The 18195-nt window shown below is 39.0% G+C and carries 19 protein-coding genes; 2 read left to right on the forward strand and 17 right to left on the reverse strand.

The window, feature by feature from the left end; genetic code table 11:
• Window positions 1-197 precede the first annotated feature (197 nt).
• Together N7U62_RS09905 and N7U62_RS09910 are read left to right on the forward strand one after the other, a co-directional pair.
• Entirely contained in the window at window positions 198-467 is a 270-nt protein-coding gene (locus N7U62_RS09905; protein WP_264137806.1) for a hypothetical protein, read from the forward strand.
• 39 nt (window positions 468-506) lie between these two features.
• Window positions 507-1562, forward strand: coding sequence for an IS110 family RNA-guided transposase (locus N7U62_RS09910; protein WP_264136247.1), 1056 nt, complete (start codon window positions 507-509; stop codon window positions 1560-1562).
• Between the two features lie 1014 nt (window positions 1563-2576).
• Here the strand turns inward: N7U62_RS09910 and N7U62_RS09915 are convergent.
• The 17 genes from N7U62_RS09915 to N7U62_RS09995 form a co-directional block, all read right to left on the reverse strand.
• The gene (locus N7U62_RS09915; protein WP_264137807.1) at window positions 2577-3587 is read right to left on the reverse strand and encodes a S41 family peptidase; all 1011 of its coding nucleotides are present in this window, start codon (window positions 3585-3587) and stop codon (window positions 2577-2579) included.
• Window positions 3588-3591: 4 nt separating this feature from the next.
• Window positions 3592-4416: a hypothetical protein gene (locus N7U62_RS09920; protein ID WP_264137808.1), complete on the reverse strand. Its 825-nt coding sequence runs from the start codon at window positions 4414-4416 to the stop codon at window positions 3592-3594.
• Between the two features lie 248 nt (window positions 4417-4664).
• Window positions 4665-5276, reverse strand: a complete 612-nt coding sequence (locus N7U62_RS09925) for a hypothetical protein (protein WP_264137809.1) — start codon at window positions 5274-5276, stop codon at window positions 4665-4667.
• Between the two features lie 193 nt (window positions 5277-5469).
• Entirely contained in the window at window positions 5470-7062 is a 1593-nt protein-coding gene (locus N7U62_RS09930) for a tetratricopeptide repeat protein (RefSeq protein ID WP_264137810.1), read from the reverse strand.
• A gap of 260 nt (window positions 7063-7322) precedes the next feature.
• Window positions 7323-7781 carry a UPF0158 family protein gene (locus N7U62_RS09935; protein WP_264137811.1) on the reverse strand — a complete coding sequence of 153 codons (459 nt, stop codon included), beginning with the start codon at window positions 7779-7781 and terminating at the stop codon, window positions 7323-7325.
• A 197-nt stretch (window positions 7782-7978) separates the two neighbouring features.
• Window positions 7979-8422 carry a hypothetical protein gene (locus tag N7U62_RS09940; protein WP_264137812.1) on the reverse strand — a complete coding sequence of 148 codons (444 nt, stop codon included), beginning with the start codon at window positions 8420-8422 and terminating at the stop codon, window positions 7979-7981.
• 801 nt (window positions 8423-9223) lie between these two features.
• Window positions 9224-9691, reverse strand: coding sequence for a hypothetical protein (locus N7U62_RS09945; RefSeq protein WP_264137813.1), 468 nt, complete (start codon window positions 9689-9691; stop codon window positions 9224-9226).
• Between the two features lie 239 nt (window positions 9692-9930).
• A complete protein-coding gene (locus tag N7U62_RS09950) occupies window positions 9931-10461 on the reverse strand; it encodes a hypothetical protein (protein ID WP_264137814.1) in 531 nt (176 codons plus the stop codon).
• Window positions 10462-10706: 245 nt separating this feature from the next.
• The gene (locus N7U62_RS09955; protein ID WP_264137815.1) at window positions 10707-11228 is read right to left on the reverse strand and encodes a hypothetical protein; all 522 of its coding nucleotides are present in this window, start codon (window positions 11226-11228) and stop codon (window positions 10707-10709) included.
• A 250-nt stretch (window positions 11229-11478) separates the two neighbouring features.
• Complete coding sequence (locus N7U62_RS09960; RefSeq protein ID WP_264137816.1) at window positions 11479-11988, reverse strand: hypothetical protein; 510 nt, start codon at window positions 11986-11988, stop codon at window positions 11479-11481.
• A gap of 265 nt (window positions 11989-12253) precedes the next feature.
• On the reverse strand, window positions 12254-12700 hold the full coding sequence (locus tag N7U62_RS09965) for a carboxypeptidase-like regulatory domain-containing protein (protein WP_264137817.1): 447 nt from the start codon (window positions 12698-12700) through the stop codon (window positions 12254-12256).
• Window positions 12701-12909: 209 nt separating this feature from the next.
• Window positions 12910-13440: a hypothetical protein gene (locus N7U62_RS09970; RefSeq protein WP_264137818.1), complete on the reverse strand. Its 531-nt coding sequence runs from the start codon at window positions 13438-13440 to the stop codon at window positions 12910-12912.
• A 333-nt stretch (window positions 13441-13773) separates the two neighbouring features.
• Window positions 13774-14265, reverse strand: a complete 492-nt coding sequence (locus tag N7U62_RS09975; protein WP_264137819.1) for a hypothetical protein — start codon at window positions 14263-14265, stop codon at window positions 13774-13776.
• Window positions 14266-14486: 221 nt separating this feature from the next.
• Window positions 14487-15506: a reverse transcriptase family protein gene (locus N7U62_RS09980; protein ID WP_264137820.1), complete on the reverse strand. Its 1020-nt coding sequence runs from the start codon at window positions 15504-15506 to the stop codon at window positions 14487-14489.
• A 152-nt stretch (window positions 15507-15658) separates the two neighbouring features.
• Complete coding sequence (locus N7U62_RS09985; protein ID WP_264137821.1) at window positions 15659-15991, reverse strand: hypothetical protein; 333 nt, start codon at window positions 15989-15991, stop codon at window positions 15659-15661.
• 2 nt (window positions 15992-15993) lie between these two features.
• A complete protein-coding gene (locus N7U62_RS09990) occupies window positions 15994-16830 on the reverse strand; it encodes a phosphoribosyltransferase (RefSeq protein ID WP_264137822.1) in 837 nt (278 codons plus the stop codon).
• A gap of 743 nt (window positions 16831-17573) precedes the next feature.
• Window positions 17574-18032, reverse strand: a complete 459-nt coding sequence (locus N7U62_RS09995) for a hypothetical protein (protein ID WP_264137823.1) — start codon at window positions 18030-18032, stop codon at window positions 17574-17576.
• Window positions 18033-18195: the final 163 nt, after the last annotated feature.

Here is an 18195-nt window from a genome sequence, read left to right on the forward strand (position 1 = left end):
GGGGACGTAGTTAGACCGACCTGCGGCTTCCACGGCCTTACTCCCCTTCCCGATCGGAACGGCAGTTCCGATAGCAGCTAGGATTCGGACTTGCACCGAAAAAGGCATGCGGCATACATCATGTTAGGGGCCGTCTTGTTCCGTTAAACCGAGGTAAGAAAATCAGAAAACGATCTAATCTAGCAGCCCGAGAGCAGGTGGCATTTAGTTCATTAGTTCGACCGAGTGCTGCGACTGGACAAGGCAGTTGGTTCAACCGTTGGTTCGAGTTGATGTTGCGACAAGATTGGCCGTTCGTCCGAGATGGAGTGAGAGAAAATGTGGGTCAGCTGGCAGAAAGTTCCTTCATTCGCCCGAGCCACCGATCCCAAACACAAATCATGGCCCCTAACGTCAATGTAAGAATCGTAGCTTTGGTTTGTGCGATGGCATTGCGCGGCTATGATTTCTTAGTTCCCATGATATAACCCAATGGCGTATGAAGTATAAACCAAAGGATTTATATCATGGAAGATTTAAGCACTTACAATTTATTCATTGGCTTGGACGTACACAAGCGCAGCTGGTCGGTTAGCATCTTTGCTGGCCATATTCACCATCGAACTTTCACCCAGCCACCTGAACCAATCGCACTCAAATCCTACCTCGACAAGCATTTCCCTACTGCCAAGGTGATCTGTGCCTATGAGGCCTGCAAGATTGGTTTCTGGATCTGTAGAGATTTGGAGAGTTATGGCTATCGCTGTTTGGTAGTCAATGCAGCAGACATCCCCACCACTCACAAGGAAACCACCGAAAAAACCGACCCAATTGATAGTCGAAAGATAGCCAAAGCTCTTAGAGCTGGATTACTTCGGGGCATTCATGTTCCCAGTATCGAAGTAGAAGGTCATAGGCAACTGTTTCGTTACCGCAAGAAATTGTGGGCAGAGTTGGTCAGGATCAAAAACCGTATCAAGGATAAATTACTGTTTGCCGGCATACCTATACCAACTGAGTTTGACAATGCCTATTGGAGCAAAGCCTTCTTGGTTTGGATCTCGCAAGTTCAGTTTGAATCCAAAAACACAAAACTGACTGTCAACTTCTTGCTGGAGCATTATCATTTTACATATCGTCATTTGCTTAAAGTGGCGATACAGGTCAGGAAAATCCAACGATTAGCTAAGTACAAGCAACAGGCAAAATTACTCAGAGGCATCCCTGGGATCGGCCCATTGACCACTGTACAACTACTCATAGAACTGGAGAGCATAGATCGTTTTCCCAGCTTCAAACACTTCAATAGCTTTATTGGTCTCAAACCAACCAGTCATTCCAGTGGAGAAAGAGACGTGAAAGGCTACATGACTAACCGCCGGCACAAAGCCCTGCGTAGTGCATTGATCGAATGTGCCTGGAGTTGTGTGCAGAAAGATCCCGCTATGTTGATGAGATACGAGGAACTAACCAAGTCGCATACCAAGAAAAGATCAATAGTAATTATAGCCAGGAAACTGGTCTCAAGGATATATCATGTACTCAAAACAGGAGAAGAATATGAGATAGGATTAGTAAAATAGTAAAAAGACCAAAGACTTAAAATCAGCCCCTAACGACAGTTGAGCACCCTGACCTCTTAACACTCGCTGTGTCCCGAACACTATCTTAGTATGGGGCGGGGTGCCATTTTTAAACATCTGACGGGAAGCTGTGGACTTTAACGGTACCACTAATGGAAGCATGGGTTGTTTTTGAATCTCGGTCAAAGTTAATAGGCTGCCAAAAGTAAGTAAAGGAGTGGGAGCTACATCAGAGCCCACACAGGAGAACTATGGCCATCCTTGACTTACTTTCATCCACCTATTGGATCAAAGATTCGATTCCAAAACGGCCAAAAGAAACATTATGAAGAAGTTTAACTAAATTTATGCTGCAGAGGGTTATTCATGGAAGCGACTGTTAGCTACCTGTTTCTTTATGCGTTCGACTTAGCCACCACAATCCGATAACTATTGGCAGAGTTACGACAGTAATTATATATTGTTTGATATCTACGTTAGATATGCTCTTGTATCCTGGGTTGTTGAATCGATCAAAAAGGAAGAAAATTACAATCAAAGTTAGAAATGACCATGCAGTTCCTATTATGGCCGCAATTCCTCGAATTAATAGCTAGAATGTTGTCATAGAGTTATTCCGAACATTATAACTGGTATTAGAAGTGCAGCCAACAGGAGCAAATTAAACCTAAGGACCTTCGCAAGTTTTCTTTTGGAAGCTTCAGTAATACCCCAGATTATCCCATTCAATATCATTAGTGCAGGAAAGTAGAAAATTAGAATAAGAATCCCCTTGTCAGAGTTAATTACATAGACCCTGAAAAGCATCCCAGCTACTAGTAGAATGTTCACAAAGGTTATGTAATGAAAATATGGTCTGTCAGGATTCATGTAATGCTAGATAACGGCTCGTATAAGAATAGTAGCCGATTTCGGGCTCCATTCCTGTCAAGTTACAAGAAAGTTGAAACGGGCTACAACCCCTTAATTTACTACTATATCGGATATTATTTTTATACATTGTTAGTGGTAGTTCTAAAATTGCGCTAAAGCTTCTTCAAGTGTTTTATCTTGTCCAGCAGCCATTTCAGCAGTTGTATTTTTAATAAAAATGTCTGGTGGTATTCCAACACCTTCGAAAGTATTACCATCTTTATAATATGTTTTTTGGGTTACTATAGAGTAAAACCATCCATTTGCCAATTCCTTTCCGATTTTAGTGGCAATTGCACCATTGGTAGTATCTCCAACCGTTGTAACATTTGGAAGTGATTTAAAAGCCATTGCTGTTCTTTCGCTTGCACTAATAGTGTATCGGTCTGTTATTAGAACAATCGGTTTGTTAAAATAAGATCCTGCTGGAGAGATATACCAATCGTATAAGTCAGTATAATCATTTGGTCCAGGCCCATTTTTGGTTTTTGATTTGAAAACTAGGCGATCTTCTTTGGTAAATCTACCAAATTCTGAAAATGCATAGGTGAAATTTCCTCCCTTACTATGTCTTAGATCAACAATTAGCCCGTCTGCAATAGAAAAAAAATCAAGGATGCTATTAATATCGAACATATTCAACCCTATAGCTCCAATATGCCAATAACCAATTGTTCCGAGCCAACCATACGTATTTAAATTGTTCTCACTTTGCTGATAATCATTTTGCAAGTAATTGCTTTTAATAAGTTCTAGATCGAACAGTTCATCGTCTATTCTTTGATCAATTATATAGTTGGAATAATAAACATCTGCATTTGGTGTAGTAAATGATACGTGTCCATCATCCAATGATCGAAGCATGTTTTTAATGATGATTATAAGTTCTTCATCTGTGGTTGAAGCATTAACTTGAGGGCGATAAATGTCGTATTGTTGATTCCAATCCACTCCTCTTTCTTCAAATGGCGCATAATCTGTATTAAAGGTAGTCCATAAGTTTTCAAAAATGGCTTCAGGATTGTTTTCTGGCTCTGGTTCGAATATTACCTTTTTGCAACTCACTATGGTCAAGAAAGCGAAGAATAAAATGGCGTATTTATACTTTTTCATAATTCTAAAATTTTAACTTCCCACATAAATAAAATACACTTTCAATCTGCGAATATTTCGTTGGTGATTGGTTTAAATTCATAGCGAAGAGGTAGGTCAAGCCAATATCCCATTTTTCATTTAGTATATATCCGTATTGTAAATCAAAGTCAACCCTTTGGGATGCTCCCCATGATTGAATTTGACCATCACTTAGCCGACTGGTAAACTCTTTTAATCCTTTGTGTGAATATATATTTTCAAAATACTCATCATTCTGCGCTAAGTAAGGAGCGCGATAAATATAAGAAAATAGAGGTAATGAAAAATTGGATTTGATATATTGCTTTTCATTTATGCGATACTGAAGGTTTAACCAAAGATCGAGTCCAAATGATATAAACATTGGAGATGGAGTTGTTGTTGGGCCAAAATTGTAATCTGAAAAATAAATGTGATTCCTTGATTTGCCTCCGATCACAAACCTCCACTCATTTTTATTTAAAATAGGTTTGCCGATTGCATAATTGAAATCAATAAGTTTAAAACTATGGGCTAACCCGGTTTGAGCACCGCTATAATATGAGTTGAAGTTGTATGGTTTAACAATACTAGGGTTATAAAGACTAAACTTTATATCTGCTAATTGATCTAGCTTCTGTGATCGGCTATATCTCAACATAATATTAACAGGAGACCATTTTTGATGAATAAACGGTGACACCGTTTGATCTTGTCGCATAATTGAACCCACTCCCCAATTTAGAGATAGATCATTGTGCTTTACCTCTTGTGCCGCAAGGCCTGAAGTAAGAAGAAGAGCAACGATTAAAAGATTTAACTTTCTCATACTTTAATGTATTTGTATGTTTTCTTTAAATTACCACTAACGCCTGTGTAGGACGATGTGCCCTCACAGTTTGATTAAGGCAGAAAGATAACCGATCCGAGCACAACAGCAAAAGTCTGTTTAGCCATTTACTCAAGTTTAGACCGCCAAGGAAACCACGAATGCGTTCTCGGTATTCTAGAGATTCCGCGAGGAGCGGTGGTGCTGATTCTAGCATTGATTCGGTAAGCTCACAAGGGCATTCGTGCCTACACCATGTTATGAGCTTTCTTTTTATACTCCTGTAACTCTTCATAGCTCAGGCCTAAGCCTCCCTGGAAATTTAGTGGGGTTATATGGTCATTGAAAAAAGCTGGCTCTATTGTTCTTTTGAACTGTTCCAAATGTTTGATGTTGTCAATTTTGAATTGTAACTCAATTGTTGCGCTGTTGTATTCAAAAGATATGAAGTTGTTAATTCCAGCTGAAAATGGGTCGCTGTATATTCGATGATAGATCATTCCTTCTATGAATAATTCTTTGTCTTCATAATCTCTCACGTTGAATGTGAAGTTTGAAATGCTGTCCCAATTGTAGATTTCTTTATCAGTGGTGATTGATTGTTCAGAGATTTTTAAAGTTTCAGTCAGTGTTCCGAAGACAGCTTCTCTATAATTATATCGCCAGCGACCTCCAATTATTAGTCCGCCAATGCTTAGCAAAACAGATAGTCTCCAGATCGTTAAGTTGGTTGGTTCGGTAATACTTGCGATGATAGAAGAAATTGTCAATAAGAATAAGCAAGAGATAATTAGTCGTCCAGGTGTTAGTTTCCAGACAAACGAATCATAAGGCCTAAAAAGTTGTGCTTGAAATTTCATCGTTGCTCATAACGATTTGTATATGGCATGTAGGGCAGTAGAAAGCACTGAACTTTCGAGTTGCTCCGAGCCAAATCGTTTATTTTGTTTTTAATTTATTCATTCTTAAAAGCCAAATCAACGATTTGGCGGTGTTTCAAATAACCACAGAACTTTCCTAACCCACTAAACGCCCTATTTGCTATATACTTTGTTATGCATTTTTCAAATTGAACACCTTTAGTTGGAAGTCGTCATTGGAAGTATTTAAAAAGCGGATAGTCCCATTGTCTATATTTAAACTAATATGACCATTGACTTCTTGATATTTCTTATCTTCAACCGTTAATGAGGTTGATTTTTTAAATAGATAAGACTGAGGGAATCTATAATTACCCGAAATTGATCGATTATTTATTTTAGCGTTAATTGTATGATCATCAGTTCCTCTATTGAAGTGGTGTTTATCCTTCCAAACAATAGTTAAAATCTCCCTATCTATTGATATAGTAACTTGTTCGTCATGATCAGTTCTCCAGTCATTGGAATCATATTTTACAGGAATATTATTTTCGAATTGTTGGTTAGAATAATCAAGTAAGAATTCAGAGAATGATCTCCCTTTTTCAGCGATATTATTAAAATCTTCTTTTCTTCGTCGTTTGATATTTAATATCTCATCTTGAGCTTTAATTATCATATGTTCAGATGATTCAGCCGTTTTGTGATAATCAATTATTTCCTGAGCCTCATCTAAAAATCCAGCATTAATGAACTGAAAACAAAGATTGCCAATCGCAAGAGTATGATTTTCTTCTTTTGCTCTTTTGTAGTATTCAACCGCATAATTATTCATTTCAACTGATTTAAACCCAGATCCAATGTTGTTTAACGCATTAGCATTTTTAGGGGTATATTGAAGAAGTTTCAAGTAAGAATTGATACTCTCTTTCTTGTATTCGTATTTAGCCAAGTCAAATGCTAGACTAAATAATAAATGAACATTATTTGGAACTAACGAAACTGCCTTTTCTAGAGTCGAAAGTCTCAATATTATTTCTTCTTCTCCTTCGTAAGTATCGCTTAATGCGTGTAATAACTTGGCTTTTTCGTTATTGTCATTTAAAGATGGTAGGAAGTTTATTAGTATTGTTCGTCCTTTTTCTATTTCATTTGCCTCTTTGAGCCCGTAAAATTTATCTAAAACAATAGATGATTTTTCCGAATCGCTTTGTGCAAGCTCTAAAGCTTTATCGAAATATGTTGATAATTCTTGCACATTGTTAAGATCGCTGTAACATTTAGCTATGAATTTTAGAACAACCAATCGGTCTGAGTTGCCTAAATTTGAATCATCCAATCTCTTCTTTAAATTATCAATTACAGTAGGATCCCCTGAAAGGTGTTTGTAAAAAAGAAAAACAATTTCGTTTTTGTATAAAACTTCCTTTGAGGCTTTCTTTTGAACTTGGGAAAATATTTCTTCTGCTTTTTTTCGTTCTCCTTGCTTTAGAGATGTGTAACAATCGAATAAAGTCTGTTCTTCTTCTTTAGACTCATTTTCATCTAATTCTTCAGTAACCTTCTCAATTTCAGGTAAAGACTCTTTTTTGTTCGAACTTCCATTGGTCTCAACTTCAAATTCATTATTACCGCTTTTGACTTTGATTTTTTTAACATTATCAAATCGATCCCAAATCCAATTCCATTTTTTAATAATTGCTATGATGAAACAAATACTAAGTAAAAGAGGCCATATTCCTCCAATAGCCTGAATGATTTTTACTATATCTTCGGTATGTTTCATGGGAAATACTTGTAATGCATAACGCCTGCGTATGGTGCGTGTGCGTGCCGTTTGATAATACAGCCAAAGTAGTGAAAATCTGCCGAATCTACCAATGAATCGGTGAGAGCTGCATTCCGCCGATCTTCCGCTGCGGCGAACTGATCACACTATAAGCAGAAAAGAAAATTCCGCCGGCAGATGCACGGGTTCGTTCCGCCGAAGCTGGCTAAATACTCAGTTCGCACATGCACTATGACGCCATGTTATGCACCTTTTCGTTATTCAAGCTGTTCACGGACCCAGCTGATGTATGCCTGTCCCTTGAAGTCAAACCAGTTTTGCCGATATTCAGAGTTGTCAATAATGTTCTTGAATTTGCTGAAAGGTTGCCGTTGAGAAAGCTGTTGAATCAACCGAGTTCTGAAGTTCTCGTCTGACAGAGAGTTAGCAAAGTTTTCCATAACTCGAAATGCTTGGCTAGAATCCATCTTCTCAAATCGTATGTAGTTGTCCCAATCAGCGTCAATGCGATCTAAAGCATCCTGCCATTCATCCAATTCAGCGTATGGGTTGTCAGGGTCTGGATAATGTTCAATCGTACCAGTTGGTTCGTGAAAGAAGCAGAGTTGACCACAATCCAAAAGTTCCGCTATCTCCTTGACATGTTCTTCTGTTGGCTGCATCTGAGTATTGTAGATCGTGGTGCATAACGTCTGTGTAGGACGATGTGCCCTCACAGTTTGATTAAAGCAGAAAGATAACCGATCCGCGCACAACCACAAAAGTCTGTTTAGCCATTAAACTAGATTTAGACAGCCAAGGAAACCACGAATGCGTTATCGGTATTCTAGAGATTCCGCGAGGATCGGTGGTGCTGTTTCTGGCATTGATTCGGTGAGAAATCAAGGGCATTCGTACCTACACCATGTTAGCATCATTCTTCAATTACGTGAATGCTAGAATTGTAGTTTCCAGTTGTAAACTTCTCTATTTCTGATTTGAGGTAGTTGAAATCATTGATTTCTGGAGGAATTAGGAGTGGGTTTTGAAATCTCCACCATTTTCTATCCTTTGCTTTAACTATGATTTCACCATAATTGTTAATTGAGAAACTGCATTTAGTGAGGTCGAAAATGCTGTGAGAAATATTGGCTTGATACCGTGTAATTAATATGTTTTGATCAATCTCTATTTCGAAATTTTTATGAAAATATTTTACTTTGGAAGGAACACTAAAGTACGCTATTGCAAAATAATAAGTTCCAACGACCAGCATAGCTAGAAGACTGAACCAAAGCGGTATTCGACCATAATCATATATGATATTTGGAATGCTTAAAAGAATTACCACGAGCATAACCTTTAACGCACTTCGCATCTCTTTGATTCGAAATCGTCTCTTAAGAGAGCTGAGTTGTTCAGTTGATGTGCGTAATTTTTTGCTCATTGATGCTAACGACCATGTATGCAGCGTGCCTACACGGACGGTTTGTTAATGGCAGTGAAGATAGCCGATCCGATCTACACAGCCAAAGCCATTTTTAGCCATTACCCCAAGTTTGGGACGTAGTTCGACCGACATGCGGCTTCCACGGACTTACTCCCCTTCCCGATCGGAACGGCAGTTCCGATAGCAGCATAGATTCGGACTTGCACCGAAAAAGGCATGAGGCATACATCATGTTAGGGGCCGTCTTAATTCATTCAACCGAAGTATGAAAAACCAAAAACGATCAAATCTAGCAGTCTGACGGTAGGTGGCACTTCGTTCATTGGTTCGACCGAGTGCGGTCAATCTAGACAGTTGGTTCAGCAGTTGACTCGAATTGGGATTGCGACAAGGTTGGCCATTCGCCCGAGATGGGGTGAGAGAAAATGTGGGTCAGCTAGCAGAAAGTTGCTTCATTCGCCCGAGCCCGAGCCACCGATCCCAAACACAAATCATGGGCCCTAACGCCTGTGCGTATGGTGCGTGTGCGTGTCGTTTGATATTACAGCCAAAGTAGTGAAAATCTGCCGAACCTACTAACGAATCGGTGAGAGCTGTGTTCTACCGATCTTCCGGTGCGGCGAACGGACCTCACTATAAGTAGAAAAGTCATTTCCGCCGGCAGATGCACGAGTTCATTCCGCCGAAGCTGACTAACACCTCAGTTCGCACATGCATCTATACGCCATGTTATGCTCCTTTTTTTGCCATAATTTTTATTGCTTCTTCTGGCTCACCCTCAGAGATGATTGTTCCATCGGTTCCGAAAATTGTTAAATAAGAAATTACTCCTAAAGCACCGTCTTTATAGACTTCTACCTTCTTTGTCAATTCGCCGTATGTTGATTCAGGTGGTTCAGATGACTTGAGTGATGATTGCCTCCACTCAACGTTATAGCCAATTTTAGATAATTTCTTGGTAATGTAAGTTTCGGGAAAACCAGCGCTTCCAGATTTTGCTAGCGTTCTCATATCAACTTCATTCCATGACTGCTTCTCATCGATATTCGAGCGCATGCTTAAAAGCTGTTCGTATATCTCAGTTTCTAGAAGAATTGTATCGGGCTTATATATTACTATCTCCTGGTTCAGGTTCTGACCTACCAAGTTGTGGCTCACTATAATGAATAGTATGAGGGCAATAATATTTGTCTTCATCTTAGGACTTCTGGAGCATAACGCCTGTGTAGGACGATGTGCCCTCACAGTTTGATTAAGGCAGAAAGATAGCCGATCCGCGCACAACCACAAAAGTCAGTTTAGCCATTAGCCCAAATTTAGACCGCCAAGGAAACCACGAATGCGTTCTCGGTATTCTAAAGATTCCGCGTGGAGCGGTGGTGCTGATTCTGGCATTGATTCGGAAAGCTCGCATGGGCATTCGTGCCTACACCTTGTTACAGTGCTTTTCTATTCAGTTTTGAAGTTATACCTCCTGTTGCACCAGCACCAACACCAACAAGAGCAATTGTATCGTATCCAGTAAAGTATGCAATTAGCATTGCAGGTACTCCAACAGCAATTGCTCCAATTACAGCTGCTTTTATTATTCCGTATGTGTTGGACTTTGTGTCATTCAGGTCACTTTGAGTTTGATTTGAAAGTTCTTTTCCTTCTTGAATTCCTTGATGGTAATTCTCAATTAATTCCACCCAAAATTGGTTTTCTCGGTCAGTGACAGTTTGACCAATTGTTGATATGTTAAACTTCGCAGTAACAAAATTATCATTGATGGAAATGTCAATTGTACTCTTCCACGCTAGAGGGTTCATTGTGAAAAAGTTTAACAGGGTTGACCCTCGCTTAAAGTTTATTGAGCTTGCTGTTTGATCCTTCAAGTCAAAACCTAGGTTAGTAAAATAATCCTTTGTCAGTCTAAAAAACTGCGCTTGGTTTAAGGAAATGTCAAACTCTATACTCTTCTTCATCTATGCACTGTAACGATCAGATATGGCGAGTGGCCATACCCTTTCTTAAAAGCAGAAAGGTAGTGAAACTGCCCAACCACCACAACAGTATCCACGAAGAACTGAGTTGTGAAAGTTTAAATCCAGAAAGAAAAAAGTGGCTAGAAGCACAAAAGCTGGCAGAATGGGCAGGGTCACGGGCAAATTACAGAGAAGTATCAGATAGGCAGTTTGGCCATTCGCTATATCGCTTGTTATCGGTTTTCTTATACGTTCAAGGAGATTACAAAAGCAGTTAGAATGATGACTCCAGATACCGTTAAAATCTTCAACGTTCGAGTAAAGCGTCTTAATGTCAGCTCGTCTGATTTGTCAATTTTCTCGTCAATCAGGTTCCGTAGTTCAGAATAGTTTCGATATTGTTTTTGTCCAAGCGTGAATTGGTATCCAGATTCGGTTTCAACTACAACTCCTTCGTTATGGTACCAATATTGGTTTTGCTTCAGATTGGTGAAGTAGTGCTTAGTTCGAAAAAGTCCAAACAAGTAAGACAGTTCTAGGTGATCTTCCCTAATGACAATTCCTCTTAGATGTTCGCCGACCAAAATTAGAGGTAGCAAACCGATCCAAATTAGAAAGAGCGTTCCAGAAATTATGTCAAGTCTGAGCAGGTCTTCTATGTTGGTTCGAATAATAATCCACGCAATGAAAAGTAGCACTCCTGATCCAAAAGCAAGCAGGAAAACTGCAAAATATAGGATTATTGACTGTTTGGATTTTACGTTCATGCAGAGATTACCGATAACGACCAGCTATCGGGCGTATGTCCGCAGCTAGTGAATAGCACTAAAGTAGTGAAATCTGCCGAAGCTCACAACGGTTCTAAATGGCACTGCGTTCCGAAAGTCAAAATCTCCTGCGAGCGGAAGTAAGTAGAAAGCACAGCCGTTACTCAGCGGCAGATTCACGGTCGAGTTGCACCGAAACCAGCCAGAAAGCACTCAGACATATGCCCGATCAGCGACTGTTGTATGCCGTCTATTCCTTTGATTGTCTATGGATTTTGTAGGTTCCATTCCAACTGAGTTCATCCAAAGTTCCATCATCCGTGTTATTACGATACAAATCAATCAACAGTAAATCTTGTTCGATATTGATTGTTCCAGAATAGGAATAAGACCCAGATCGAGTTGGTATTTCTTCTCCATTTATTTGACCATTTGATCTTGGGAGTTCAATCTTAAAAGTGTCTGCATAAGTCGATCTGCTCAACATTGAGATTGGATCATGAACCATGAACAACCGTTGTCCAGTTAGCGTAATAAGAAGTCCTTCAGGCCTTTGCTCGATTGTTGCAACTTCATCGTTAGTTGTGGGCGAAACTGAAAACCACAAAACAATTGTTCCCGCTACAATTCCAGAAATTATAAGCCTAGCTAGTTTTAATCCGTTTGAAGCGTTGATAAAACGAGTGAATATTGATGTGATCAAGAAGGTTAGACCTAAAAGAAGAATGAAAAAAAATATTCCTGCGATAAATGTTCCCATGTGCGATTAGAAGACAAATGGCATACAACGCACAGCTATCGGGCGTATGTCCGCAGCTAGTGAATAGCACGAATGTAGTGAAATCTGCCGAAGCTCACAACGGTTCCAAATCCCACTGCGCTCTGAAAGTCTAAAAATCCTGCGAGCAAAAGTCTGTAGAAAGCACTGCCGATTCTCAGCGGCAGATATCACGGTCGAGTTGCACCAAAATCAGCCAGAAAGCACGTAGACATATGCCCGATCAGCGTCTGTTATGCTCTTTCATTTACTTCTTGTTCTCCAGTAAATAGTGTGTTAAAGTTCCAGCTAGACCAAGGCTCACATCAATGGTTCTTCGTTGACCACTGTCCATGTTCAGTCCGCCAACGTTAATAGTGTCCATACCAGCCAGTTGAAAGGTTAGCTCGTAGTTGCCGGGTTCTAGCCAATTTCCATATTCCCCGTTCAAGTTGGAATGTTCGCTTCGCTGCTGTTCATCCCTTGAAATCAGAATCTCTGCTGTTGGAATCTGTTCGTTGTTGTTGTCAAAAATCTTACCCGAAATGTAGACAAGAGTTGTGTCCATGTATCCAGTTATTTCGTTTCTGAGCACTTTTCCTTTTTCGAATCCAGTTAGTTCGGAATACGGAGTTAGAGTGGTCGATTGAGTTCTGCACATCGTGTTCAGAAGCCCCACCAGAAGAAATATGCTTAAAAGTTCAATGGTTCTCATTACAGATTTTGCGACTTGCACATATTGAGCATAACGCCAAGATATGGTGTCGTGGCGCTTAATATTTTCTTTGTTTCGGTTACTAATATAGCCGAATCTGCGATTCGACTTATACATTTTTGATTTCTCTTGAGGCGTAGCGCAGAATCGGCGGGGCATGTAAAAACTGCTGACCTCTCCATTTCTGCTAAACCGCCATGCATCTCATATCAAATGTTAGAGGGCTTTTTGGCCAGAATTATATTAATCGTAGTACTTTCCATTAAGCGAATTCGAGTTGAGTAAATATCAAATGCTGTTATCGCTTCGACCAAGTTGGAATTGCCAAAATGAATGGATCCAAAAGTTGATCCTTTCATTTTGGGGTCATTACTTAGCCATGGGTCAGTTGTAGGATCAACGATAATTTGGCTGTTCGCTAAACCATATTCGCTTAATAGGTTGGAGTATGCTTCAATCTTTGTCTTTAGTTCCGAGGCATTCTGTTGAGTAATCATAAATTCACGGACGGGCTCAGCTGACTTTGGATTGATGTAGTTTCCATTTTCATCTACTCCTCCCGTATAGCTAATCAGTTGCTTCCTTAGATTATCTATGAACTTCAATGTTTCTAAAGTCGATTCATGAAGCGCAGATATTCTAATACTATTCAAAGTATCGGCTTCAAGTATTGTCATTAATTGAGTAACCGAGTTCTTTTCATGCATGTATGAAAAAGAAGATTCAAAATAGCTGTTCATGTTGATCCTACTCTCATAAGTGTTCGGACCAGAACCGCAGGCTGTAAATGTTAGTATTATGGTAAGTATTTTCAGGATTCTCATTTGATTAGTTGGATTTATGCCCTCTAACGCCTGCGTATGGTGCGTGTGCGTGTCGTTTGATAATACAGCCAAAGTAGTGAAAATCTGCCGAACCTACTAGTGAATCGGTAAGAGCCACGTTCCGCCGATCTTCCGGTGCGGCGAACTGATCTCACTATAAGCAGAGAAGTAATTTCCGCGGCAGATGCACGGGTTTGTTCCACCGAAGCTGGCTAAATGCTCAGTTCGCACATGCATCTATACGCCATGTTACAGCCCGTTTGTTTCCAGTTTGTTTAGTTGGATTTCCAGTGAGCGAATTCCAGAGTTCTCAACTTCGACCAGATACTTCGGTTCGATCAAGAAGGATGTTCGTTTAGAATCACCTATTACTGTTGTGCCATCGTTCGCAAAGAGAGTTAAAGTGTCCCCAGCAAGTTCGTATTTTCCTTCAGAAGTTATCTCTACAGATGAGTAGCCGAGTTGCCACGTTCGATCGTTGTAAACACCAAGCCAAATTCCACCGATTGGAGCTTCACGGTAGGCTGATAAAACTAGTTTGTCAATCTTCGGGTTAGGTGGATAAAGAATAGTCTCCTGTATAAGAATTAGGGCGATTACCGCCAAAGTTGTTGTTGCCAGGCTAATTCCAGACAGTTTCCAATATTTGGAGTTCTTGAATATGGCCATTATCACAAATGTCAGAGTTACAAGGAATCCAACACTTCCAACAAGTAAAATGATAAGTCCAAAAAGTAGCATGTTCGAGTTGATCTATGGGCTGTAACGTTTAGTATATGGGCAGTAGGGCATTTGATACGGATGAAGTATCAGTTTACTCCTGAGCCGAGCTAAACGTTTTTATATTTAATTTATTCGTTTTCAATATCAAAATTTTAGCTTGGCGGTGTTTCAAATAACCACCAAACTTCCTTAATCCACCGAGTGCCCTATTGGCTATATACCGTGTTAGCTGTGTTTCATTATTTCATTAGACTTTTAATTAACCTTTTGTATTCTATGAATTCTTTGTCATAAGGGTTAATAAATACGGCATAGGAAATTTTACCATATAAATGATAAAGATAATTTCTCTTTGTGATTCCTTTATGCTTTATATGAGCTTTAAGTCCTTTTGTTCTTATATGAAAAACTTCTTGACGAAGTTTAAGACGTTCTTTTCTAGGTATTTGATTTTTTTTATTTACTACAATTCCTGTAACAATTTGCCTTTGATTTTGACACATTATTTTAGTTTTGCTAGGGTTTAGTTCGAGATCTAAACCTTTGAGTAAGTCTGTTATGTAGTCTATGGCTTCTTTTTCATCGAAATCACCAGATATTGCAATGTCGTCAGCGTATCGTGTATATCTAATTTTTCTTTCGAGACAAAAGTCGGCTAGTTTCGAGTCAAAATCATACATGAAAATATTTGATAAATATGGACTTGTTGGAGAGCCTTGAGGTAAACAACCATTAAGTGTACATAGTTTTGCAAAAAGATTTGAAAGTATTGGTGAATAGCCAAGTTTAAAAAAGATGTTTTCTATAGCCTTAAAAGTGATAGAAGGAAAAAAGTTTTTAATATCAAGAGTGACTACTTTTTCTTGATTTACATGGTATCTAGTGTTTTCTAATATATTCGCTTTCTTTTTGTATGCTTTAGCAAAGGCACTAATTTTTACATGTTGTAGTATTTCAGTTAGAATGTAGGTTTGTATGTGTTTTAGGTTTGGAAGAGGTTCGGAGATTTCTCTAGGATTACCTTGTCTTTTTGCAATAAGAAATTTCCGATAATACGATTTTGTATAGATAGAAGCTCTTTTGATATAAATTTTTCTAATTCCAACAAGTCTTGAAAAATGGGACGTATTGTAAATGAGAGGGAGGTTTTTATCTAAAAGCGGTCGTGCATAGGAAAGGCATTCCTCAATCTCTTGTTTTGTTAAACCACTTCTATGGGCCTTAGAAGTGAATTTTTCTTTATAAAGTTCGTATTCCATTGTGTCTTTAATTGAGCGAACCGAAGTTCGCTCAATTTGGAATAAACTTTTGAAAAGGTTGGAGGTCACGGAGACCTTTTCAAAAGTTGATGAGCTTGAAATTCAGTTCTGATACAGATTAATGATTCACTAATCCAGTATGCCGAAGCATACTATTCTTTGAATTTTAATTTGAAAGTCAACTCATTACTACTTGGGACAAATATATCATTTTTTTTGATTTTCTTGATGATGCTTCGTTCATCAGGTTTTATCCAATCCTTTTTATTTGTTTTTTTATAAGTTTTTTCTAGTCTGATAAGAGTTTGGAGTCCTTTTGCCGAGAGAATTAAAGAGTCTTCAGTTTCTGTAATGTACTTTTCTGTCATTACGTACTTTATTAAATTTATTATCTCATCATAATTAAGGTCATGATGTATTAGTTCATTTACACTAGTATTATTCTTTACTTTCAAAAGGGCTAGGTATATATGTTTTTCGTTCATTATTATCGTCTTTGAAATGGTGCTTTAACAAGATTATCATTCTCACTGTATTCATGCCAAAATATTGGAAAAGTGTTATTAGGAGTTCTTATCAGCGCAATTAGAGCTTGTGATTCTTCAAAACCTAAACTGAATTTTGGTTTGAACTTTAATCTCCTTTCAATTAGTCGCATTAGGCTAATTCTTTTAGTTTGTTCTTCATCGTAGAAGTAATCGGTAATACCTTTTTTCTCAATATGAGAGTAATAAGCTCTAATTTTCTTTTTCTCTATTAGTTTCAAACCATCATTTTGAATTGCAATTGATACCAGTATTATTCTATCGGTTGATACATTAGATTTTTCAATTGCCTCAATGCATGATTCAAATGTTTTACCAGAACCTATAAAGTCATCTACTAGAATTAAATATTCATTCTCTTCAAGCAACAGTTTATTCAGGTTTTTATATCTCGTTATTACATTTTCACTTTTAATATCAATTTTATCAAACTCTTCGATATAATTAATAATTCCTAATAATGGATAAATTAGCGATAATCCACTTTTCAATTTGCCACTATCATTGGGTTTAACTATGGGAAAAAAATAGAACTTCTTCGCTGTCGAAATTATATCAGGGTCTATTTGTCTAAAAATATCAAGTATCTTTTTATCGTACTGATTACTACTAATCCAAGTGAAATTCTGCAATAATTCTAAAACTATATCGATCTCTTCAATGTTTAACTTCCTTAACAGTCTAAGCATTTTGTTTCTAACGGATGTGTGTAAAGGGTTTTCGTTCCATTTTTTGGATTCAATTATCTTTTCATAAGTTAGTAATTGCTTAGGGGTCATTACGTGATTTTTTCTTTATAGGATTATTACAGCTAACGACCATGTATGCAGCGTGCCTACACGGACGGTTTGTTAATGGCAGTGAAGATAGCCGATCCGATCTACACAGCCAAAGCCATTTTTAGCCGTTACCCCAAGTTTGGGACGTAGTTCGAACGACCTGCGGCTTCCACGGACTTACTCCCCTTCCCGATCGGAACGGCAGTTCCGATAGAAGCAATGATTCGGACTTGCACCGAAAAAGGCATGAGGCATACATCATGTTAGGGACCGTCTTAATCTGTTAATCCGAGGTAAGAAAATCAGAAAATGATCAAATCTAGCAGTCTGACAGCAGGTGGCACTTAGTTCATTCGTTCGGCCGAGTGCTGCGACTGGACTAGGCAGTTGGTTCAACCGTTGGCTTGAATTGAAGTTACGACAAGGTTGGCCGTTCGTCCGAGATGGGGTGAGAGAAAATGTGGGTCAGCTAGCAGAAAGTTCCTTCATTCGCCCGAGCCACCGATCCCAAACACAAATCATGGCCCCTAACGCCTGCGTATGGTGCGTGTGCGTGTCGTTTGATAATACAGCCAAAGTAGTGAAAATCTGCCGAACCTACTAGCGAATCGGTGAGAGCTACGTTCTGCTGATCTTCCGCTGCGGCGAACTGACCTGACTATAAGCAGAGAAGTCTTTTCCCGCGGCAGATGCACGGGTTCGTTCCGCCGAAACTGGCTAAATGCTCAGTTCGCACATGCACTCTACGCCATGTTACCAGCTTTCTTTTCGTTTAGTATTCTTTCGAGTTCGACTTGAGTTGTATCCAGTCCGTTCAGTTCGATTACCTTCTGTTCGCCAGTCGTTAATTGGAGAATGAGTTGCCTCTCTCTTTTGTAGCCGTCAAAGAAGTTCTTGAAATTAAATGAGTCCACGGAGGACAAAGAAACTTCCTTCCAATTACGCTGTTCGTAAAAAGCAATCTTCTCATTTGTTATCAGAAGTTCGGTGGGATTTGTGCGTAATTTGTTCAGAAGCGTCCAAGCTGCACACAGGAGAATGACTGCTGCAACTGTGCCGCCAATTTTCGTTGTTCGTTCCGGAAAAGTGTCGGTCAGAAAAAGGACATAAAGAGAACCAAACATCATTGCAAGTGTCAAACCTAAGTAAGATATCAGGTAGCTCTTCTTTGACTTTATTTCAGTTGTAGACATCTGTGCCATGAAGGTTTATTGCTGGTAACGCCTCTGTATCAATCGTGGCGTGTGATTTAGTTTAAATTTTCGGCTACAAGATAGCCAAATCTCTGATTTGCGCTATCCCTTTTTGATTTCATAGTGCCAATCTGAGATATGGCGAGACTTCCAGAATGCAGAGATCTTTCAC

The organism is Reichenbachiella ulvae (assembly GCF_025833875.1).
GTDB classification, from domain to species: Bacteria; Bacteroidota; Bacteroidia; order Cytophagales; family Cyclobacteriaceae; genus Reichenbachiella; species Reichenbachiella ulvae.